Source organism: Xenorhabdus bakwenae (genome assembly GCF_030272115.1).
Classification (GTDB): domain Bacteria; phylum Pseudomonadota; class Gammaproteobacteria; order Enterobacterales; family Enterobacteriaceae; genus Xenorhabdus; species Xenorhabdus bakwenae.
This window is the reverse complement of the sequence record NZ_CP119194.1, coordinates 1,013,335-1,035,270: the sequence shown is the minus strand read 5'-3', so window position 1 is coordinate 1,035,270 and position 21,936 is coordinate 1,013,335. Positions and strand designations below refer to the sequence as shown.

Genomic DNA, 21,936 nt, shown 5'->3' with positions numbered 1-21,936 from the left:
ATGAATTTTTTCAGTAATGCCTGGAATATACTCGGTGATCTTGCTATGTGGGCACATGAAGAAGTGAGTATTTACCGTCACAGTAACAAAATTGTGCGGGAAACGGAAAGCCCTGATGCACTGGCTCGTCTGGAGTCAGCAGAATATCGCCCTGTGCCGAAAGTTTCTGATATCTCGCTGGCCGAATTTCACGAACTCTATTTGATGAAAAAAGAGCCTGTGATTATTTCTGACGGTCTGAGGGACTGGAAAGGGAAACAACTTTGGAATTTCGATTATTTTTCTCAGGAATTCGGTGAGATGCAGGTGCAGTTACAGGATACCGGGTTCAAACCCCAGCAAATTGTCGAACTGCGCACCTATTTGCAGGAAATCGCTTCACTGCCTGCGGTTGAACTGGGGCAGATTAACCCTGATCTCAACTACCTGAGATATACCTATGACACTTTTTTTAAACACCTGTTATTCACATGGGAATTAGGGCATTGGGTAAAAACCGACTCCTTCAGTTTTCGCGCGTTTCAGCGTATTCAGGAACACTGGCGCAGGCCGTATTTCCTGACTGAAAGTGGTTATAAGATCCCCTGTATTCAATTCGGAATCTTCCAGCCCAATAAAAGGATGAGTCAGGATTGGGGACTCTATTTTTCAGCGCCGGGTGTCTGCACTCGTTTACATGTTGATGGAATGCGCACCAATGCGGTGTTGTGCCAGATAGAAGGCCGTAAAGCCGGCTGGATTTTTTCAGCTTCGCTGGAGGATGTGGTCAGAAACACTGCTGAAGGGCGAGCAGGTTTGCCTCGCGCAGAAAAGCAAAAGCCGATGAACCAAGGCAACAAGCGGGTTGAGCATAACCAAGATCGGATTTGGCAGTTTGATCTATTGCCGGGGGAGATAATGCTGATCCCTAAAGGGTTGGCTCATGAGGTGCATACATTATCCCCCAGTATTTCCCTGACTTATAATTTCATTACCTCTGCAGAATATCGGGATTATTTTGATTTTAAAAAACAACGGGGTCACGGCTGGATTGCTAAATCACCGCTGATTGCCGTACCGGAATTTTTTCAGATTTACCAACGCAATATCTCCTCTTCCCGTTGCTCTAAATGATAGGCAACGCACAAATAAGGTATTAATGAATAGTGATGCTTTGTGATTTTTTGAGCAGTATTATAGGCACGCATCCCCCGTCGCTGACAGCGGGGTTCTTCATTTTATATAAGTAAATCCACGAGAGTAAAAAGTATGCCTTTATTTTCAAAAACAATAACTGATTTCTGGCAGGCCCTGATGTTGGGTGAAGATATTCTTTATAAGGATGATGTTTTTACTATTATTACCAATGCCCGTCTGGAACAAAATGATCGCGTGATGGTACTGGAAATCAGTGACGGCCGGGTAATGGCAGTTCTGACGCCAGAGATGGCTGAAAAAGCCGGGCTTTATCATCAGGAAAAAATGTCTGAATCTATTTTTCGCCAGAAATTAAATCAGGCGAATATTACTTTGCATGGTGCTGACTATATTTTTTATTTTCCAGAAACAGAAAAGCGCCAATTATTGCAGGAAAATTCAGGTAAACAGCGTCAATTGATGGAAGAGCAAGATGGTGAAATCTTCTCGGCATTTCAGGCATTGGCTTCGGAGCAGGATCTGGACAACGCTTATGTTGAACTGGATCACTGGTCGGTATTCGGTGCTTTTGATGAGAAAAACCATCTGGTTAGCGCGGCCAGCATGTACCCGTGGAATGGTTCACAACTTGCTGATATGGGCGTACTGACGCTGGAGTCTTTCCGCAGTCAAGGCTATGCCCGAAAAGTGGTACGTGCAATCAGTCAACATGCCTGCGCTCAGGGGTATGAACCTCAGTTCAGATGCCAGCTTGATAATCTCGCTTCTGCGGCACTGGCGAAAGCTGCCGGTTTAACGTTGTTCGGTAAATGGGAAATCATTTCTCCTGATTCAGTTAACTGAGTTATCTCCGCAAAAAATTTTCTGAATTGAAATAATCCGTTCATTTTTTAATGAAGGTTGTAGTCAATCAGACTGCAACCTGTTTTTTCATCACTAAATCCGTTACTCACTCCATTACTTATTTCATTACAACAAGAAGAAACAGTCACTATGCCAAAACTTAAAATAGCTGTGGTTGGAGGAGGAAATATCGGCTCTAGCCTTGCCTTCGACTGCGCTTTACGCGGACATGATGTTGTTGTTATTGAAAAAGATGCGATTTCTTGTGAAAAAAGCAGGGAAAATATCGTAGAAACTGCCGATTATGCGCCGCTGTTCAGTCCACTTGCCAAGGGAAAAACGGCAGAAATGATACTGCAAAATATCGTCTGGTCGCAGGATTTATCGGCTATCTCTGATCGGGAATTTGTAGTAGAAAACATTACCGAAAATATTGCAATAAAACAGGCGCTATATGCGAGCATGGCGGAATTTATCGCTCCTCATGCTGTACTGGCAGCGAATACCTCCTGTATTCCCATCACAAAACTGGGGTCGTTCCATCGCGTGCCGTCTCAGGTGATTGGAGTGCATTTTATGAACCCGGTCTATTTGAAACCGACGGTTGAGGTCATTATTGGTTTTAGTACTTCGGAGTCTGTTCAGGAACGATGTCTGGAAATTCTGACTATATTATGTAAACAGGCGGTCGTGGTGAAAGATGGTCCCGGTTTTGTTTCCAACCGGATTTCTCATTTATTTATGAATGAAGCGGCATTTACAGTCCAGGATGGACTTGCTCAGCCCAAAGATGTCGATGCAATATTCAAGGATTGTTTCGGGCATAAAATGGGGCCGTTGGAAACGGCTGATCTGATCGGAATTGATACTGTCGTTAATTCTCTTGACGTACTCTACCAAATTTTTCAGGACTCGAAATATCGTGTTTGCCCCTTGATGAGAACAATGGTTGATGCGGGGTATTTAGGGCGCAAAACTGGCAAGGGTTTTTATACATACACTTAACGCGATGCTCGACTTTTATGATGAGTTGAAATGACATAGCCGCTCCTTTATAGCTTTAAGTCGTCAAACAGAGAGAACAAAAGGCTATGTCACAGCAAGATTTTATCATTTGGAGACCATAAAAATCTATGGACGCCCTCGTTTTTGCAACAAAGGTATCAAGTTCCTGCCGGAGTTTTTTGAGTTGTTTATCTTTCATAATCAATTTCCATTAGTCATCTTTTGCTGCTTTGTTACGGGTCAGCGTCCGGTAAACCGTGAGCCTTGATACTAAAAAGATTTCGGTTAAATCACTGATAGAATACTCACCTGTACCGTGCAACCGGCTTAACATCATGGGTGCCATCAATTTGCAACGAATTGAAGACACCACTATTCGTGAATATCCGACGATTAATGCGAAAAATGTCGTCCTGTTTTTCGGCGAAATTCGGAAAACTTACCCGCTTTCACAAAAAATCCACCTTGTTCTGGATGGTGCGGGTTATCACCGTTCTGAAATCGTTCAATTTTTTGCCGAAGTGTTAAATATTGAGTTGCACTATCTACCACCTTATAGCCCGAATCTCAATCCCATTGAGCAATTATGGAAATACGTGAACGAACAAGTGCGAAATAACGTCTATTTCCCGGATGCCAAAACCTTCCGTGAAACCCTTCATCATTTTTTTCATGTCACGTTGCCAAAAAAAGCCAGTGAGCTTATTACCCGGTTGACTGATAATTTCCAGATCCTAAAACCTGCATCTTCACGTTAATTGCGTATAGATATTGTTTTCAATTACTCTCTGTAGACTTTCACTATGAGTTTTAGCTTTTTCTTTTATTTCGTGCTCACTATGTCCACTAACAGTGGCTATATCATAAAGAATAACTGGCTCTATATATTTCATTTGTGAATATTCTGCTGATTTTTTAATGGATTTAAGAAAGCTATCTATAAGAAAAGGATTGTTATCTTGTTTGAAGTTTTTCTCTGGTTGCCCTATCGTAAGACTGGGCAGGAGTCTTTTATTTTTTAATTTATTTCCTTTTGAACCATAAGCGAATTGATATGTGAAAACTTGATCAAACCAAATTTTAAGAATTGCGGGCATATTAAACCAGTACATCGGATATTGTAAAATTATTAAATCATGCCTTAATAAGGCTTCTTGCTCCGAATTAATATCAATATTGTAATTTTGATTTAATTGATAAATATTACGGATTTCAAGGTCAATGCTACTATTTTTTAATTCTTCAACAATTGTTTTGTTCGCAATTGATTGTTCATATCTGGGGTGGGCCAATATCATTAAAGGCATATTAAATTTCCTTAAGGTATGATTTATTAAAATCTATCAATTTGATAGTTACTATAATTAGTTTATGATGATTTTTTTCTATTACAATAACTATCCAGTTAGATAGTAGGGAGGAGTTTATGGTTGAAGTTACGAAAGGTGAGGCCTGCCAAGTTTCATTAAATGGGAAAAGTTACCCTTGCCCTGTCAGTATGGCTATGGATCTGATTGGAGGTAAATGGAAAGGAGTCATCTTGTATTATCTGAAAGATAAAAATAAAAGATTCAGTGAGTTAAAAAAAAGATATTCCTCACATTACTGAGATGACATTAAGTATACAACTTAAAAAGTTAGAGAGAGATGGATTAATTTTAAGAGAAGTATATGGAGATAAACCGCCAATTAAGGTTATTTACTCTTTGACTGACTTTGGGGAGTCATTTAAACCCGTTTTGGAAGCTGTATCGGCATGGTCGCATGAAATATCTGGAGGCGTATAGATTACCCTGAGATTTTCATTGCATTTTTAGCAAAATTTATTTTATTGATGATATTTTTGCAATAAAACCTACTATCAACAGGTAACCATTCACCAGCCCTGTATTGACTAGCAGGGAAGCAGATTAAAGACATCCGGATAGGGTTGTTTTCGGGTCACCGCTGTCGCGATTTCACTGAGTACATCCAGTGCCGATAATCCCCGTTGTTTGCAGGTTTCCACCACCGACAGCAGTCGGGAGCGGTACTGTTCACCCCGATAGGAATTTGTCCCAAAGCAGATTTTTCGCATGATCACACTGCCACGCAGGCACCGCTCCGCCTCGTAAGCACTAGCTGACGCGAATTTAATTGCGACAAACGTATTAGGTAACTGGCAAGGAGAAACTTATCATGATCAGTCAGAAGAAATGATTTTTATCATCAGCAAGAAGAAATGAGAATTAAAAGGAAAACTCACTGCCAGCTTTTGCCAACAGTGAGTTCATTTACTTTTTACTTAGTAGTCGTTGTTTCAATATCAAGTACATTAATCGGGCCAGCATTTCCTGCCATATCTTCACCATATGCGCAAACACGCCATGGTGCTTCAGATTTTGCCAACATTGTTAGCCTCCAGGGATAGCTATAGCCTGTTTTGTCGTCACAATTCGTTGTTGCTTTCGGTCCATATTTAATTTGTATACTTGAGATATCATACGGACGAGCGTTAGCTGTTATACGCCAGGCATCCCCGAAATCATCCTTATTTAACACGGGCTTAATTGATGGTGGCGTATTATCAATTTCTCGCAACATGACAGAAGCATCTTTTGTCTTTTGCCATTGACCATTATTATTCTGGTGAATAACACAGAGTTTATAAATGCCTTCTTTGGCAGGAACCAGCATGTTTTGCAACGGGCTTTGGCTTACAGAAATAGCAGCACTGTATCCTGCTTCAGCTGAACAATCGACATCACTGATTAATCCTGTTTTATATCGGATATTCTTAACGTTAGCATTTTCCTTGATAACGATATCCCATTTTGCTTTCTCACCGTCAGCAGGATTAACGCTCTGAGTTATCCAACGTGACCAAAGTGGGCTTCTTTCCAGAATATTACCGCTGTTATTTTCCAGTTTCGACAGGTCTAACTTGCTATCCCTTGTCAACGCATTAGCAATACTATCGACAGGAATAAAATAACTAGCCCCTTCTGTTGAAACACCTTTATTATTTTCGATAGTACAAGGTCTGCCAAGTCCACAGCCGGTCATTCCTGGTGTGACTGTTGTGTTCAATACACCAATCACATCTGTTTTATCTTTCTCAAAAACAGGGGAACCAGACGTTCCACCAGCGACACCATCACAATTCACGGCGAAAACCGAAGCCCAAATCCACGGGGAGCCACCTTCATATAAGACGGGTGATTTTCCAGTGATATTACACTCAGATTTTCTGAGATAAGCGTAATTATAATCAACATTATCGACAGGAATATGAGTCAACACAATAGGCTGGTGTTTCATATCAAGGTGTTTCTTCAACTTCAAAGGATGATAGCCTTTTTTCGCTAAATCACCATAAGTTGCAGCCAACTGCAATACCGCAATATCTTCGTATTTCATCGTTGAATATAAAATACGGTTGACTTTTATTGGTGATAACGCATTTTTCTTATCAATAAAATAATCTGGGGTATATCGCCAATATTCAGGGGCCGGCTGATCAACGATGGCGTCATTTGTGCCTACATTGCTATCTACACAGTGCCCTGCGGTAAGTATCAATGCTGGTGTATCCTTATCCGGTGCAGTTTCACCAGAAATCAGGGTTGCTGTACAGTGTGAGATTCCATTTAATTTACCAACAGTTCTAAATTTTTCAGCGCTGGGATCGGTTGATTTCATCAACGGAGCACCATTATTATTTGAAGCGAAAGAACTTGCTGAAACAGAAAATAAGCTGATTAATAGGATGTTACGATAAGTCACAATTTTCCTCCTTTGGATCGGTTTAATGACTTAAATTCATTATCTAATTTAATCATTATTCAGTGCTACCAAGGGGGTTTGTATCAGAGAGGATACAAAAACCTAAACATCTCACGCCATAAAAAAACTCACTGCCAGCAGTGAGTTTCTGTTATCAAGAACATATGCAATTTTTATTAGCTAGAATTTCCAATGAGCATTCAGGAATACACCATTATCCTTATGACTGCCTGATAAAACACCGTTATACCCCAGTGACAGTTTAGTATTTTTATTAATTTCCAATTCCGTACCTGCCTTAATTACAGCAGCATCTCGTGCCGCTGAAATACTGTTGGCAGTAAACGTGGTATCACTATTGTTAAAACTTAATTTAGTGCCTCGATCTACATGGCCAAACTGATGTTGCCAACCCAATTCACCATATGCTCCTACTGTGATTTCGTTTTCAGTTTGCCATTTTTGATCAACACGTAAACCTAATGTGGAGAAGGTGGCATTTTTCGATTGTTTCTTACCGTTCAATGCAGCCGCACCACCATGTTCATTAATCCCTTCATTACGAAAATTAACATAAGACAGGTTGGCGAATGGTTCCAGGTTCAGCCACGAAGTATTTATTCCGTAAGCGGTCTCAGTAAACAATTGACCGGTTTGAGCACCATATTTTGCTTTCAGATTGTCGGATTGATGACCAAAAGCAACCGAGCGTTTGGTATCAAAACGATGCCAGCTGTAAGTAGCGCCGGCACGCAATGCCAAAGCATCAATCTGTTTGCTACCATATAGCGCCAAATGGAAATTGTTACTGCGTGCTGAAGTGTTATATCCACCATTCAATGAAGAGCGGGTATATCCGGTAGCGACACCGAGCCGCCAATCATCACCGAATTCTTTATCCGCTCCTAATAACACGCCATAGTTGGATACACGATAACCGTTGACTTCACTGTTACCATTGGCACGTTGCCAGTTACCTATGAGTTGTCCCCAAGCACCGTTTCTATCAACTTTGATATTCTGTTCAATGGTTCCCCCCTTAGCCTGGCGCAAACGGGTATTCAGTGTATCGCGCAGATGGTGGCTATTATTGATTTGTGCCGCAGCAACATCGGCATGGATCTGACCGGAAGAAAGTTGCTGGAATGCCTGACGTGCTTGCGTTGCTGTATCAAACATCAGGATACTTTCATAAACCGGATGGCCCAAACTCAGCTTATCAGCAGCATTAGCCACAGCACGTTCATTAGCGGTTAGGCCTAAACTGGCAAATGTGGTGGAATTACGTTTTATATCCAACATCACTCGATCAGTTTGGTAACTAAGCTCAGTGCCAACGAATAAATAGTTTGGCACTACGGTTGCAAACTTGCCGTTGATACCACGGTTTGCTTGCAGAATATTATATTGCTGACCAAGCAAACTACGAACTTCTTGCTTCGATAACAAGTTACTACTATTTTCCAACGTGACTTGAACTTCACCGCCCTTCAACATAGCCAGGCCATTGCTGACAATACGGTCACTATGACCTTGGCTATCTGGTACAACTTCTACCTGATAACGTGAGCCAGTCTGGAAAGTAATATCACGATCAACTTTCAGCGTACCGCTAGAACTTAGGTTAGAATTGGCATTTAAGCTGCCGGGTACAATATTGGCACCAGCATTGACCATGATTGAACCGACAGTACCATCCCCTCCAAGTATTGCGCCATCTTGCACAGTAACATCCGAAGTTATAGAACCGCTAACCAGTAAACGACCTTGCTCAACCAAAGTTGGCCCTTTATAGAGACTGTTTTTACCGGCTAGTTCGAGTGTACCGTTACCGATTTTCGTCAATCCGCCATGACCGGAGATATCATTATTCCAACTGTCATAAGCGCATTCAATACCATCACAGACGCGTTCTACGGTAGTGCCTTTCTCAACTATGCCACCAATACCTGGAATATCGGCAATGAATTGCGTTTCAGAATAAGAACCGGGAATAGAGTATTTCTTCGGAATATCCTTTTCGGTGATGAACATTTTAGGACCATCAATAGCAACTTTCAGGTTCAGCATTCCCCAACCATACATGTCATCCAAGCCAGGCTTCCCTAAATCGGTTGCCGTGGTTTTGAGGACATCAGCGATCTGCCCGGCAGTCATGTAAGGAAAGCGTTGCATCAAGACAGCAGCGGCTCCGGCTACATGCGGTGATGCCATTGATGTACCGGTGTAAGCATCATAGGTGGGATCAATCGTCAGCTCACCATTTTGGAAAGCATCTTCGTCGATCTCTCCATCAATTTTAGAAACGAATTTTCCCGTGCTGCTGTAAATTTTTGTGCCTGGTGCCGACAAACAGTAACTGGCAGTATAACCACAACGCGTTGATGAAACGTTAATTTCGTTTTCCCTGGTCAGGTTGGCAACGCTGAGGTAGTTTTTCAATGCATCAGGGAAGAAATAGGGCATACCCGCATGTAACCAGGTGATGTTATAGTTATTTGCATTCCCCGCAGCAAAAACAACTAATTTTCCATGACGCGCGGCACGCAATAGACCCGCAGTTCTTGTTGTATAGTCATCGAGTTCTGGAATTGGAGAGCGGCTTAACCTATCCAAATCATCTTTAATTGGCGTGACATAATTAATGAGTGTTTGCAACGTAACTTGGTCATACTTGACTGTCCCGTTTTCCCATCGTTTAGGCCTGCCATACTCATCAGTTTCATAAGAAGGGCGAACCCCCCAACTGTTATTAATAATACGTGCATTGCTTTGGATCAGGGCTTCTGTACGGTTATAGGGAGTTTGTAAATATTTCCCAGTAATTAAACCTGCATCAAATGCTACACCGTGCATTTCCTTGCCATCCCGGTTTGCTGCAATGATCCCTGAGACATGGTTACCGTGAGCACCAAAACTGATAATCCCTGTGTAGGGGTTTTCATCGTAATTCCAAGTGTCGTCTGGGCTTAGAATTTTAAGTTTACCTGCAAATTCGGGATGATTGATAACGGCTTCATCCAATACCCCCACATTAATACCTTTTCCCGTGTAACCACGAGCATAGGCATAATGAGCACCAATAGCGGCTAATCCCCACTGATGATTAAATTCATCTGATAACCAACTATCGAGTGAGTTTTTTTTACCCTGTTCCAGATATTCAGTAGCCATTGAAACACTGACAGGTAATAATCCCAAAAATAACGTCATCCACAAAAATATCGGTCGTGCCGAATTGTTTTTTTTTCATAAAAGAGATCCCATTTTTCAAAAAGTGGCAACTTTCAATTCGCTGTTTGGCACATCGCTCCTTGAAAAGTCCTTATTAATAAATCCGATAATTGAACTGAAATAAGTAGGCCATGGTGGGATTGATCTCTATTTTTAGAACGGCTATAGAACAATGCAGACCATATTATTTTTTGCCCACAAGTTGCTATAGCATAATAATTAGACTCAAAACGCAAGGATAATAATTAACTTTTTTATAACTATTTTATAACAATGGAGGCATCATATAAATAACATACCTCTGTTTTAAATCCCGTTTAAATGGCATGATTTTGGCATAATGTGAATTGATTACATGTCAATTGTTGTTGATATGTAATTTTTTATGGGGTGGTTACTGTTTGTAACGCTCACATTATTATGAGAGGCTTTTCTATGATTATTTGGACGAGGTGCTTTATTTTTAAATTATTTTTAAAATGAAAAAATTACATCGAAAGTAAAGTAAATCACGAGGATATCAAAAGTGATCAGATCATTTACAAAAGCAGATATGAATACGGTTCTATCTATTTGGTTGGAAGCTTCTATCAAAGCACACAATTTTGTGGCAACTGAATTTTGGCAATCACAAATAGAAAACATGAGAAGCATCTATATTCCGGCTTCAGAAGCTTATGTCTATGTACAAAATTCTAACGTTGTCGGCTTTTATGCGCTTCACGAAAATAATTTGGCTGCGATTTTTGTATCACCAGATAAACAGGGGCAGGGAATTGGCAAAGCATTAGTGAATGATGCCAAAAATAGAAGAACTGAACTCACGCTATCGGTTTATCAGCAAAACCAGGCAAGTTATGAGTTTTACTTATCGCAAGGATTTTATGTTGTCAGCGAAGAAGTCGATGGACACACTGGATACCAAGAATATCTTATGTGCCTAAAAAGGGAGCAATAATGATGAAAAATGGCCTCAGAGGCTTAAAGATAACTATATTAATAAATAAAGAGATGTTTTTTAATCCAATCGAGCGCAAAATCAGCGAATTACGTTCTTTTATTAAACAAAAATGCCAAAAATACGATACCCTGTGTTTTTATACAGCATGATAATAATAATTTGTAACTTGTTCGATGAAATTACTCGATAGAAAAGGGGAATGCACTCGGCTCAACTAGTTGAGCCGAGGTTATACATAAAGAACGAGATATTGTCTATTTACATACCATACAGATAATTTTTGCTTTCTTCGCCAACCTCTTCACGAACTTGCTCCAGTGCCTTAGCATAGGATTGAAGCAGTTTCAGCGTATAGTTAACACGGCTTGCAAATTTCTCATCGTTACAAATCAGATCTTTTGAAATCAAACTTTCACCATGACGGAAGACTAAATGGTCTGGCAAGAAACAGACATGGTTATTTTTAAAACCTGTCATTCGTAATTCGCAAAGAGGATAAACACCGTTAACTCCACTTGATACACTCGCCAATAATGCTGGTTTATGGCCTAATTCTGCTATAGAACAATACAATAGAAGGTTCTTCAATGCCGGAGTTGACATTCCATGCCATTCTGGAGTCACAAAGATAAATGCTTCACTTTCTTTTAAATGTTGTGCTATTGACTGCCAGGGATGAGATCCCGCTGATATATCTGTTGTATAACCATCATGTAATGGCAATTCTACATTGGAGAGTTCCAAAAGTGTTATCTCAGTAAATCCATATTCGCTACTTAATTTTTGCAAATAACGAGCTACACGTTGGCTGAGAGAATCTGGGCGTTGACTCCCTGAAATTATAGTCAGTTTCATTGATTTTCCTGTTACTCATTAGGTTATAGAATTATCAGATTTTTTTGTCTGATCCCGTGGAATTGAAAGCCAAACAGCAATAATGATGGTGCATGCCCCAAACATTTGTAGTAAGGAAAATGTTTGTTTTAGAAAAAAATATCCTAAAATGCAAGCAGATAAAGAACTAAGGAATCCCAGGAAAGAAATTGTCACAACAGGTAACTTTTCAATTCCCCGAAACCAGATAATATAAGAAAACACCGCACCGACCATGCATAAATAGCTGTAGCCGAGAATATTGGTTACGGTAAGATGTTGTGGTAAACCTTCGATGGAGATAGCAACAGGCAATAACATTAATCCTCCAAGAGTTAATTGCCAGCCAGTAAAACTGAGTAATGACAAATTGGTAGGGCGATTCCAATATTTAGTAAGCACAACTCCTAAAGCCATACAACTGCATCCCGCAAAGCCTGCAATAACGCCTTGCCAATTTAGGCTGGTGGTTGAATTTAATACCAATAAGCCGATCCCGATAATACCCAATATGGCTGAAATAATGTGTTTTATGGTAAGGGAGGTTTTCAATATGTAAGTGCTTAATAAAATAACCATTATGGGTTGGCAAGCCACGATTAATGATGCCGTTCCACCCGGGAGATATTCCGCTGCAACAAAGAGAAAATAGAAGAAAGCACCGATATTGAGTAAGCTCAGTATCATAATACGTAACCACCAAATACCTTTAGGCATGGTACGGCAAATCAACAGTAATAATATCCCGGCGGGTAACGCTCTGATGGTAGAAGCCAGCAAAGGCATATTGGGTGGCAATACCTCTGTCGTAATAATGTAAGTACTCCCCCAAACAATTGGGGCCAATGCAGTCAGTAATATATTCTGGATAGATCTAATTTCTGACATGTCGCTGTCCTTCTAATTTATTCATTTTTTATCCTGTGTATACTCGATAAACTTCAAGTTGCAATCCGCCAGACGACGCGAGGCCTCATATTTCCCCGCGCAGCGGGGAAATATGACACGCATCTTGAAGTTGGATTGGTATATCACTCTATCAACGAAAAGATACCACCAACAAAAGTATCTTTATATAAAGATATATTAAAATAATGGCTTAATTAATTTTTATCAAGTATCTTTTCATCAAAATAAATGAATAAGGAAAAAGCATGAAGTACGATCACGTTGACCGATTACTGATACAGTGGGCAGAACAGCGTCCAGACCTTGATCCGTCGTCGATGGGCGTCATTGGGCGGTTATGTCGCATAAACAAAATTATTGAACAACGCTTGCAACATGCTTTCAAAGAACACGGCCTAAGTGCCATAGAGTTTGATATCCTTGCGACACTACGACGGAACAACATACCCATTACACCTACTGAACTATATCAATCCGTTATGCTAACTTCTGGAGCAATGAGTACTCGTATTGAACATATGGTACAGCGAGGATTAATTGGGCGTATTGCTAACGAAGAAGACCGACGTAGCTGTAAGGTTTTTCTGACCTCAGAAGGAAAAGCATTGATAGACAAAGCAGTGGAAAGCCATTTGGAGAACCAGAAAGCCATTCTCGAACCACTGACAGAAATTCAACAAGAGCAACTTGTAACACTGCTGCGTCATTGGTTGCTGGATAATGAATCATCTAGTGATTCGCCCTGATTGATGTCAGGGCGAGATAGGCCCAGAAATAGCAGTATTAGAACTTAATATTAACTCTGGCCCAATAAGTACGCCCAGGCTCGTTTACTGCCGTATTGCCGGAATAACCAAAGCCCTGATTACCCGCTAAATTAAGGTGTTCGCTATAGGTTTTATCAAAAATGTTGTCAACACCAGTACTGACTTGAATATTTTTGGTCACCTTATAGGTTGCATTAGCAGATAGAATGGCGAAGTCTTTGCTACGATCAAAGTCTTTGCCTACAACGTTACCCTCATTGATTGCCACGCGGTGCTGGCTATTTACCAGACGCAGCAAACCGCTGCTTGTCCAGTCTCCATGTTCCCAGGTCAGGCCGAAACGAGCTTCTAAAGGTGGGATCTGCGGGAGTGGACGATGATTGGTGGTATTTTGCGCCCAGGAATATGCCAGGCTGGCATCGGTTTTCCAGTTTTCGCTAAACTGATAAGCAACCCCCGTTTCTCCGCCCATAATGGTGGCATTCACGTTGCCGGCTACCGGATTCTTGTTGTTATAATCGAACAGGATAAAGTCATTCACTTTACCCACATACGCTGATATCCAACCTTTCAGTCGGTTATCATTATATTGCGCCCCGATATCCAATTGGGTGGTTTTTTCGGGCTTGATATTAGTGAAAGCATTGTTGCCCGCTTTACCCGAAACCAGCTCCCAGTAATCAGGAAAACGCTCGGTATAACCCATGCCGGCATAGAGCATCACAGGAGACTCTTTCAGGTTATGTTCAAGCCGAATAAAGCCAGCAGGCAGGGTTTCTTTACGTTCTTGTTGAGTAGTATATTTATACGCTGTTGTACGATCTAATCGCACACCACCGATAACTTTATTCTGGGCCGTTGCATCCCAGGTTAATTCACCAAAAATACCGTAATCACGGAAACATATTTATACGCTGTTGTACGATCTAATCGCACACCACCGATAACTTTATTCTGGGCCGTTGCATCCCAGGTTAATTCACCAAAAATACCGTAATCACGGAAACGAACATTTTTCACCCAGCCATTTCTTTCGGCTTTAGCCATCTTACGATCGGTATTGGTTCGGTGAATATTAGTTTGCATATCCACACCGCTCTGTAACCTGAAATTTTCCCACATCCAGGTTCCCATCATACGACCCCCCATTGTCAGGCGATCCGGTTCTGAGGCCATTTTCATGTTTGAATGACGCATAGAATAGTTATCCATCACATGGTCGGTATAATTGTAATAAAAATTCGTTTCGAATTTATCAAACACCTCGCCAATGTTAGATTTTTCAAACCGCACGCCAAGACTTTTGCGTTTGAATTGAGAGCCATCCATGCCTCGTGTGGCGTAACGCGCTTCACCATCACCTTGTCCAGCGCTTAACTCCAGTAACGTATTTTCATCAGGTGTCCAACCTAAGGCGAGATCGGTATTCCATTTATCCCAGCGGGAAGGAACGCGATTGCCGTCACCATCTTTATAATCGTTGGAGCGGGATTTATTGCCGATCAAACGGATATAACCCAGTTCGTTGCCAATACTGAGATCAGCATTACCATCCCAGCGACCATGAGAACCAATAACTGTGCTGACATTACCTTGAGCGCCAAATTGTTCAAACTGAGGGCGAATACGCTCGAAACGAATAGTTCCCGCTGAATTACCCGGTCCCCAAAGTACGGTTTGTGGACCTTTTACTAAACTCAAAACATCATAACTTTCTGGTGAAATATAAGAACTTGGCGCATCCATACGTCCACCACAAGAACCCAGTATTTCACTGTCATCAATTAACATTCTCAGACGAGAACCAAACATGCCACGGAAGACAGGATCGCCGTTAGTGCCACCATTACGGATCTGTGAAAATCCCGGAATGGTTTTTAAGTAATCAGAACCATCACTAGCAGGGACTGGTTGGCGAGGGGCTTTTAGTGAAGAAACTACCTCAAGGGGGGAAATTACCGGTGCAGTTACGGTGATCACCGTTTCATTATCGTGATCAAGGGCAATGCGTTTTTCTTTTGTTTCTTTGCTATATTCCATATTGGCAGCCCAGCCACTGGCCGGCATGGTGAGTGCAATAGCCAAAGCTGCTGTCAGAGGTGATAGACGAAATAGTTGTGTGGTAAACATAAAAAATCCCTTAATTAGCAACATTGCCATACAAACTGCGTAAGGCAAGGAAAATAGAATAGAATGGTTTATTTCAAGCAGACTGACTAATTAAGGGGTGGGGCGCGTGGTTGTGATTCGCCGTAAAACAGCCGAATAACGGGTCCAAAGAAGCGCGATACTGGTGGTGCTCGGGACGCGATGAGTGTCAATAGAATGAAAGAAACAAAACCACCTGCTAATAATGGCAGATTAATCAGAAGCTGGCAGTAACCACAAGCGATATCATCCATCAATCCCATATGGACATGATCCACACCATGATGATTCATCGTGTGTGTCGATAGCATATCAGACATAGACATGCAGTGATTTGTTCCGCTTTTTATTTCTTCACAGTGGTGCTCCAGTGTTTTTGATACCACCGGTGCAATGAACAACATCAAAATCGCCAGTAAGGCAATAATGGCGGGTGTTCGGTTCTGTGAAAGGCGAAAAAGCGATAACACGCTAATGATCCGGATCAATTTCTACGATTGAGGGCTAATCTTACTGCATTTGGGGTGGGGTTGTTAAAATATTTTTGGATTGTATATCAGTCACAAGCGTTTCATGGCATTGGTAAGTTCACCATCATTATGGAAATCCTTTGTCTACTACCATTTCATATTTTAAATTTGTTAGTTTCATTTACGTGAGTAAACTCATCACTAATGATTCGATAATTGAGGTTTAACTTGAGTATAGTTTCATTGCAAACTCTTGGTTACAACCTTGTGCGAGGAGCTATAAAATGTCAAATAGAAACTCTTTCCAAAAATTGAACTTTAAAGCACATTGGATGCCGTTCAGCGCTAATCGTCATTTTCAACAAGATCCCCGTTTGATTGTCTCAGCAGAAGGAAACTGGCTACTTGATGATCAAGGTCGTCGAATTTATGACAGTTTATCAGGATTATGGACATGTGGAGCAGGCCATTCACGCACTGAAATTCGGCAGGCTGTTTCAGATCAACTGGGAACATTGGATTATTCCCCAGGTTTCCAATATGGACACCCTTTGTCATTTAAGTTGGCTGATAAAATTACCAGCCTTATGCCAGGTGATTTAAATCATGTATTTTTTACCAGCTCAGGTTCAGAAGCTGCCGATACCGCAGTAAAAATGGCTCGTGCTTACTGGCGGATTAAAGGTCAATCTGCAAAAACTAAATTTATCGGTCGGGCACGGGGTTATCATGGTGTCAATATCGCAGGAACCAGTCTTGGCGGTATTGGGGGTAATCGCAAAATGTTTGGTCAGTTTATGGATGTTGACCATCTTCCACATACATTACAACCTAATATGGCTTTTACTAAAGGAATGCCTGCGGCTGGTGGCCCGGAACTGGCAGATGAACTCCTCAAACTCATTGAATTGCATGATGCCAGTAATATCGCTGCCGTTATTGTCGAACCCCTTTCTGGTTCTGCCGGCGCTATTATCCCACCACAAGGTTATTTGCAACGTTTACGGGAAATTTGTACCCAATATGATATCTTGCTGATTTTTGATGAAGTGATTACCGGTTTCGGGCGTCTGGGATGCTGGAGTGGCGCTGAATATTTCGGTGTAACCCCAGATATCCTTAACTTTGCCAAACAGATTACCAACGGTGCAATTCCTCTGGGAGGGGTGATTGCGTCCAGCAAGATCTACGACACCTTTATGTCACAATCTCTATCCGAACATATGATTGAATTCAGCCACGGGTATACCTATTCAGGTCACCCGGTTGCCTGTGCGGCCGGTTTGGCTTCATTGGAATTGCTGGAAAAAGAAAATCTGCCTCAACAAGCTGCGGAATTGGCACCACATTTTGAACAAAAATTACACAACCTAAGGCACTGCCCAAATGTCGTGGATATCCGTAACTGCGGGCTGGTGGGGGCTATCCAAATTGCTCCACGGGATGGAGATGCAGTAGTCCGGCCTTTTGATGCCGGTATTGCATTATGGAAAGCGGGGTTTTATGTCCGTTTTGGTGGTGACACGTTGCAATTTGGTCCTATGTTCAATGCTAAAATTGATGATCTTGATCGTCTGTTCAATGTGGTGGGTGATGTTCTGTACCAAATTAAATAACAGAAATCTTCATTATTAACTTATTCTATGGGTGGTATCCTAACCGCCCAAACCCACATCAGGGGTGGTTCTCTTCTTGGTTTTATTCCCACTAATTTTCGACATGTGGCAGATAAATGAGAAGGGGAGTTAAATCCACATTGCAGTGCGGCTATAAGTTTTCGATAACAGCTAGTAATTCTTTAGAACGAGGTTTACGGAAAAAATAAATTAACTGCTTGCGGCTTAATTTAACATAATATAGATTATGCGAACCTAAGATGCTATTCATGTTGTTACGTGAAAATCGTCACGTAATTATGCCTACCCATCATGTTCAGCGCCGCGTTCCTGACCCTCAACGAAGTCCGGTCACCAAAAGCAATTCATCACTTCGCCTCTATACTGAAAAAAAATTGTCCCGTGCCAGCCGAACCGTTCTTTTGTCTCCGACCGTCCGGCTTTCGGGGTGCGGACAGCCCGCTAAAAGACGGCTTAGCAGGAAGTGGATAGTCAGTGCTCCCCAATCAGTCCCCCCCGTTTTATCGGCGAATTGACAACAGTGTCCCCAGTAATTTCAGATGAGCCGCCTTACATGCCCTAACGGGCATAAACCAAACAGGGGTAACAAATCGCAGTTTAAAATCTAGACGCTGGAACAGAGATCTTAATAACGCTTTCAAAATGGTTCATTCGGAAGTTGAGTTTTTAGAACAGCATTCATCACTAACACTCCGAAAGTAAAGCTCTAAATCTTGTTTAGCCTCTCCATACGCTTTAATAAACGCAGGATTTTCTTCTCTCTTTTTCAATTCCAGCTTTTCACGGAAAGTCATTATTTTCTTCATTTACATTACCTTTTCGATAACAAATGATGATTTATTCTCTTTGATTTTACTGCATTGAAAGCGGCGATTTGTCATCCCTGACACCTCTTTACATCATAAAGATAACGTAAATACAGACGAAACTAACAACGTTCAATAAAACCATACAAACGGCTTATTATGAACCGGAAACGGCATACCATCAGGATCGCTTCCATTTAGTACCTTAGACAGAAGCTGTTTTACTTCCCGCCGTTCTGGTCTGGTCATCATTAAATTACGATACCAAGATGGGGCTTTACTAAGCCATTTCTTACAACTGGGAAAACGCTTTCCTATCCGACGATAAGACTTTAATCTTCCGTTTGGAAGACGATCACGACTCTGATTTTTCACAGACATAAAAATATTCTCTAAGTAATGAATTACTTAGAAAATATCAAGTTGCTCATATCCTATAATTTGTTGCATATATTTTTACCAAAAATATCCAATGCCCTGTTTTATTCCAGATTATAGCCAATATAACATCAGATAACTTTTACCTGTAGTATTGAAAGAACACTGTTCGTTTGTTCGACTACGTGAAAAAATAACATAATCACGTTATTCATCCAATAACTTCGGGCGCGTTCGTCACGGGAAAAAACATCAACGGTCATTCAGCCTAAAAATGGGCGTTATCGATAAAGCATTAACCCGCGTCACAGACTGCGTCTATAACGCGGGCCAATGCTTTATCTTAATCATTCTATCAAAGAGATCGCAAAACCCGTGCATGAATCATCACGTAAAGCGCACGCTTCTGCGAATCATCAGATTCAGAACTGAATAACCACCCGATCAACGGAATGCGGGACATAAACGGCACAAAGCTGTCTTCATTTGAAGCACGGTCGTCAATAAGACCCCCTAATAACAACGTCTGCCCACTCTCAAGATGCACCGTCGTCTCAATCTGGCGCTGGTTCGTAATAATGTCACTGGCTCCGGTTAAGCTGCTGATACTGTCTGCACTGACATTGATATTCATAATCACCCTGTCAGAAGCCGTCACAATGGGCGTCACTGCCAAAGACACGCCCACATTATGTCGCTCAATCGTCTGGAACGGATTATTCACACTGGCGGCCTCTCCCGTGACTTTCCCTGTCACAAAGGGCACGTTCTGCCCCACTGAGATATACCCCCGCTGACCGGACATCGTCAGAATACGCGGCACGGAAAGCACAGACGAAGAACTGTCTTTCTGAACGGCCTTAAGCGACAGCCCCAACACATTCCCGTTAAATACCCCAAATGATCCTCCCGCTGCTGCCAGAACGGACGCCAGTCTGTCTGTATTCACACCCCCTGCTACCGTTCCGGTCTGAGAGCCAGCGGAAAAACTGAAATCAAACGCTTTCCCTTCCGTGGTTTCAAACATCAAGCCCTCTATCAACACCTGATCACGCGGTACATCAATATCAGGCAAAACGGTTTTTAGCTGCTCATGTTGTGTTTCAGGTGCTGTCACGACCAATATATTTGCCCCATCGAACGGAAACGCTTTAACGCCCGCTACCCGCCCCGACTTCAAATAAATGTCAATCACCGGGGCTAAATCTTTCGCCCTCACATGATTAATCTTATAAGTCCGCGTGACCAAATCAACCGCTGCATCAGCCCCCCCAGACAAAACAGGGAAAGCCTCACGGTAAAAACCCTCCGATTCGACTTGCTCAGGAACGGGCTGATACTTACCCACAATAGCCGGCTCACCAGGAAAAAAATCGTACCCATTAGCCCGCAATACAGAAACAAAGAAATCCGTGATGTTCTCTTTGGTGACATCCGCAGAATAAACGGTTATCTCACCTTTCACATCAGGCGTAATCACAATCGCTTGTGCCGCTTCCTTCGAATACCATGCCACAAAATCCCGCAATGAGGCATTATTTAATTCAACCTGTTCTGACCATGCAAAGCAAGAAAACGTGACCGAAAGAAAAAGCAATACATTAACAGCCAATTTTTTCATTTTGAGTTCCTTTCAAGATAACAACATGACACGCATCCATAAATTCAATGTCATAACCATTCTGAACTAATTCTTTAGACGTGATTTCATTTCCCTTTGCATCAGAAAAAATCATATTAATCTCAACTCCATAACGCGAAGAAGATGTAATTTTAAATTTATCCAATGGAAATTTTTTATTTTCTTTAACCTCCAAAGCAGGAATATTACCAACAGAATTATCCTGAGAAATAAAATTAAAAATGACACTCATTAAAAAACCAATAATAAAAACAGCAATACGAGAAAATCGTTTGAAATAAATTTTTGTCAGACGCATATAAAAACTCAAATTACGCGGGCAAGCATAACGACCATGAGACAAATAAGGCGTTAAATAAGAATAAACACCTTGCTCATACGAATCAGAAAAAGCCTGTTTGGTATCATACGATGAATACAAATCACGCCCCGTGTATGTCCAGCGCTCAACCGTCATTGACTGGGGCGAATCCCCATATTTCACAATGCCAACATGAATTTTTGGCAAGGGCATTTTATCCCCTGTTATCAGGCTGTAAATCGCCCCGATAAACGGGATCGTTATCTTATCCAGCCGACGACAATAGACGACATGCTCAGCAAGGGCTAAACGCGCCTGCTTGTCCATAATCGAAAGATCCTGAATTAAGAAAATAATATCCCAGCCCAACTTACGGGCATGAAGAAACCAGTCTACTACTGATTGGCGCTGTTTGTCCGACCACGAACGCGAGTTAAACCACGTCCCACACTCATCCAGTACCAGTAACCCGTTTTTATTTTCATCATACGACTCATTACCCCGACCAATATACTCAAGGTCAACCAAAGACGGCTTATCAGGAATCCGTATCACACGCGGTGACTTAGCAAACCGCCCCACACGGGGCAGATTAAACACCCGTAAATCCAGATTCGTAGCCACCTTACACCCTGATACTATCTTGTCCTGAATCTTACCCACGGCAACCAGCGTTTTCCCTGAGCCTAATTTTCCGGTAACAACATAAACCGCCATTATGATTTATTCCAATCAAGGTAAGAAATAACGCGATCTTTCACATCAAAAATAAACACTGCTGCTTTTAAAGAAAAAATCGCATATAAACACGGCATCGCATTAGCAGGCAAAACAGAAGAAATTGCCCCACTAATCTCAGGCGGCAATACGGCAACCAAATTAGACAAATAAGAAACCAATAAACTATTCAGGCCAACCAGTAATCCCAAAAAAAAGGCCAATCGCCAACGCAATACGGGCAATACCCAACGTAAAATACTTGACTAAATAACCGATTAAAAAAGACAGCAGCCAGCCTAAAAAGCGAATTAAGACGGGTATCCCCAGTAACGCAGGCATG

Annotated in this window: 21 protein-coding genes and 3 pseudogenes; 10 read left to right on the top strand and 14 right to left on the bottom strand. The window is 41.6% G+C overall.

The window, feature by feature from the left end; genetic code table 11:
* The 3 genes from PXH59_RS05820 (at nt 1) to PXH59_RS05810 (ending at nt 2,985) form a co-directional block, all read left to right on the top strand.
* Nucleotides 1-1,113: a cupin-like domain-containing protein gene (locus tag PXH59_RS05820; protein WP_047769103.1), complete on the top strand. Its 1,113-nt coding sequence runs from the start codon at nt 1-3 to the stop codon at nt 1,111-1,113.
* Nucleotides 1,114-1,248: 135 nt separating this feature from the next.
* Nucleotides 1,249-1,980 (top strand): GNAT family N-acetyltransferase, encoded by a 732-nt coding sequence (locus tag PXH59_RS05815; RefSeq protein WP_047769101.1) that lies wholly within the window; start codon nt 1,249-1,251, stop codon nt 1,978-1,980.
* Between the two features lie 150 nt (nt 1,981-2,130).
* The gene (locus PXH59_RS05810; protein WP_285810773.1) at nt 2,131-2,985 is read left to right on the top strand and encodes a 3-hydroxyacyl-CoA dehydrogenase family protein; all 855 of its coding nucleotides are present in this window, start codon (nt 2,131-2,133) and stop codon (nt 2,983-2,985) included.
* A gap of 211 nt (nt 2,986-3,196) precedes the next feature.
* Here PXH59_RS05810 and PXH59_RS05805 read toward each other — a convergent pair whose 3' ends face one another.
* Nucleotides 3,197-3,322 (bottom strand): helix-turn-helix domain-containing protein, encoded by a 126-nt coding sequence (locus PXH59_RS05805; RefSeq protein WP_285811864.1) that lies wholly within the window; start codon nt 3,320-3,322, stop codon nt 3,197-3,199.
* Here PXH59_RS05805 and PXH59_RS05800 point away from each other — a divergent pair.
* Nucleotides 3,309-3,743 (top strand): annotated as a pseudogene (locus PXH59_RS05800) (IS630 family transposase); the annotation flags it as partial. The gene PXH59_RS05805 and the pseudogene PXH59_RS05800 sit on opposite strands and share 14 nt — an antisense overlap.
* Here the strand turns inward: PXH59_RS05800 and PXH59_RS05795 are convergent.
* Nucleotides 3,735-4,292 carry an NAD(P)H-dependent oxidoreductase gene (locus PXH59_RS05795; RefSeq protein WP_285810771.1) on the bottom strand — a complete coding sequence of 186 codons (558 nt, stop codon included), beginning with the start codon at nt 4,290-4,292 and terminating at the stop codon, nt 3,735-3,737. The pseudogene PXH59_RS05800 and the gene PXH59_RS05795 sit on opposite strands and share 9 nt — an antisense overlap.
* A gap of 119 nt (nt 4,293-4,411) precedes the next feature.
* On the opposite strand from PXH59_RS05795, the gene PXH59_RS05790 reads away from it, so the two are divergent.
* Both PXH59_RS05790 and PXH59_RS05785 read left to right on the top strand, forming a co-directional pair.
* Nucleotides 4,412-4,594 carry a winged helix-turn-helix transcriptional regulator gene (locus tag PXH59_RS05790; protein WP_285810769.1) on the top strand — a complete coding sequence of 61 codons (183 nt, stop codon included), beginning with the start codon at nt 4,412-4,414 and terminating at the stop codon, nt 4,592-4,594.
* Nucleotide 4,595: 1 nt separating this feature from the next.
* Nucleotides 4,596-4,772, top strand: coding sequence for a winged helix-turn-helix transcriptional regulator (locus tag PXH59_RS05785; RefSeq protein WP_285810767.1), 177 nt, complete (start codon nt 4,596-4,598; stop codon nt 4,770-4,772).
* A gap of 107 nt (nt 4,773-4,879) precedes the next feature.
* On the opposite strand, the pseudogene PXH59_RS05780 reads toward PXH59_RS05785, so the two are convergent.
* From PXH59_RS05780 to PXH59_RS05770, 3 genes and pseudogenes are all read right to left on the bottom strand, one after another.
* Nucleotides 4,880-5,095, bottom strand: a pseudogene (locus tag PXH59_RS05780) (IS66 family transposase); the annotation flags it as partial.
* A 170-nt stretch (nt 5,096-5,265) separates the two neighbouring features.
* The gene (locus PXH59_RS05775) at nt 5,266-6,750 is read right to left on the bottom strand and encodes a trypsin-like serine peptidase (RefSeq protein WP_285810765.1); all 1,485 of its coding nucleotides are present in this window, start codon (nt 6,748-6,750) and stop codon (nt 5,266-5,268) included.
* Between the two features lie 180 nt (nt 6,751-6,930).
* Entirely contained in the window at nt 6,931-9,963 is a 3,033-nt protein-coding gene (locus tag PXH59_RS05770) for an autotransporter domain-containing protein (RefSeq protein WP_285810763.1), read from the bottom strand.
* Nucleotides 9,964-10,510: 547 nt separating this feature from the next.
* Between PXH59_RS05770 and PXH59_RS05765 the strand changes: the two genes are divergently transcribed.
* A complete protein-coding gene (locus tag PXH59_RS05765) occupies nt 10,511-10,942 on the top strand; it encodes an N-acetyltransferase (protein ID WP_285810760.1) in 432 nt (143 codons plus the stop codon).
* Complete coding sequence (locus tag PXH59_RS05760; RefSeq protein WP_285810758.1) at nt 10,942-11,094, top strand: hypothetical protein; 153 nt, start codon at nt 10,942-10,944, stop codon at nt 11,092-11,094. The genes PXH59_RS05765 and PXH59_RS05760 overlap by 1 nt, the downstream gene beginning before the upstream one ends.
* Before the next feature lie 109 nt (nt 11,095-11,203).
* On the opposite strand, the gene PXH59_RS05755 is transcribed toward PXH59_RS05760, so the two are convergent.
* Both PXH59_RS05755 and PXH59_RS05750 read right to left on the bottom strand, forming a co-directional pair.
* The gene (locus tag PXH59_RS05755; RefSeq protein ID WP_285810756.1) at nt 11,204-11,800 is read right to left on the bottom strand and encodes an NADPH-dependent FMN reductase; all 597 of its coding nucleotides are present in this window, start codon (nt 11,798-11,800) and stop codon (nt 11,204-11,206) included.
* Nucleotides 11,801-11,818: 18 nt separating this feature from the next.
* Nucleotides 11,819-12,706, bottom strand: a complete 888-nt coding sequence (locus PXH59_RS05750; protein WP_285810754.1) for an EamA family transporter — start codon at nt 12,704-12,706, stop codon at nt 11,819-11,821.
* Between the two features lie 266 nt (nt 12,707-12,972).
* On the opposite strand from PXH59_RS05750, the gene PXH59_RS05745 reads away from it, so the two are divergent.
* A complete protein-coding gene (locus PXH59_RS05745; protein ID WP_047769083.1) occupies nt 12,973-13,473 on the top strand; it encodes a MarR family winged helix-turn-helix transcriptional regulator in 501 nt (166 codons plus the stop codon).
* Nucleotides 13,474-13,510: 37 nt separating this feature from the next.
* Here the strand turns inward: PXH59_RS05745 and PXH59_RS20195 are convergent.
* Both PXH59_RS20195 and PXH59_RS05730 read right to left on the bottom strand, forming a co-directional pair.
* Nucleotides 13,511-15,624: pseudogene (locus PXH59_RS20195) on the bottom strand (TonB-dependent copper receptor).
* Between the two features lie 86 nt (nt 15,625-15,710).
* Nucleotides 15,711-16,112 (bottom strand): DUF2946 domain-containing protein, encoded by a 402-nt coding sequence (locus tag PXH59_RS05730; RefSeq protein ID WP_285810752.1) that lies wholly within the window; start codon nt 16,110-16,112, stop codon nt 15,711-15,713.
* Nucleotides 16,113-16,396: 284 nt separating this feature from the next.
* Between PXH59_RS05730 and aptA the strand changes: the two genes are divergently transcribed.
* Complete coding sequence (gene aptA / locus PXH59_RS05725; protein ID WP_285810750.1) at nt 16,397-17,728, top strand: omega-aminotransferase AptA; 1,332 nt, start codon at nt 16,397-16,399, stop codon at nt 17,726-17,728.
* Between the two features lie 668 nt (nt 17,729-18,396).
* Here aptA and PXH59_RS05720 read toward each other — a convergent pair.
* The 5 genes from PXH59_RS05720 to PXH59_RS05700 all read right to left on the bottom strand — a co-directional run bounded on the left by PXH59_RS05720 (nt 18,397) and on the right by PXH59_RS05700 (nt 21,935).
* Complete coding sequence (locus PXH59_RS05720; protein ID WP_285810745.1) at nt 18,397-18,555, bottom strand: hypothetical protein; 159 nt, start codon at nt 18,553-18,555, stop codon at nt 18,397-18,399.
* Between the two features lie 733 nt (nt 18,556-19,288).
* The gene (locus PXH59_RS05715; RefSeq protein ID WP_285810744.1) at nt 19,289-20,554 is read right to left on the bottom strand and encodes a secretin GspD/PilQ domain-containing protein; all 1,266 of its coding nucleotides are present in this window, start codon (nt 20,552-20,554) and stop codon (nt 19,289-19,291) included.
* Nucleotides 20,535-21,593 (bottom strand): zonular occludens toxin domain-containing protein, encoded by a 1,059-nt coding sequence (locus tag PXH59_RS05710; RefSeq protein ID WP_285810742.1) that lies wholly within the window; start codon nt 21,591-21,593, stop codon nt 20,535-20,537. The genes PXH59_RS05715 and PXH59_RS05710 overlap by 20 nt, the downstream gene beginning before the upstream one ends.
* A complete protein-coding gene (locus PXH59_RS05705) occupies nt 21,593-21,763 on the bottom strand; it encodes a DUF5455 family protein (protein WP_285810748.1) in 171 nt (56 codons plus the stop codon). The genes PXH59_RS05710 and PXH59_RS05705 overlap by 1 nt, the downstream gene beginning before the upstream one ends.
* Nucleotides 21,764-21,779: 16 nt before the next feature.
* Nucleotides 21,780-21,935 carry a hypothetical protein gene (locus PXH59_RS05700; protein ID WP_285810746.1) on the bottom strand — a complete coding sequence of 52 codons (156 nt, stop codon included), beginning with the start codon at nt 21,933-21,935 and terminating at the stop codon, nt 21,780-21,782.
* Nucleotide 21,936 lies beyond the last annotated feature (1 nt).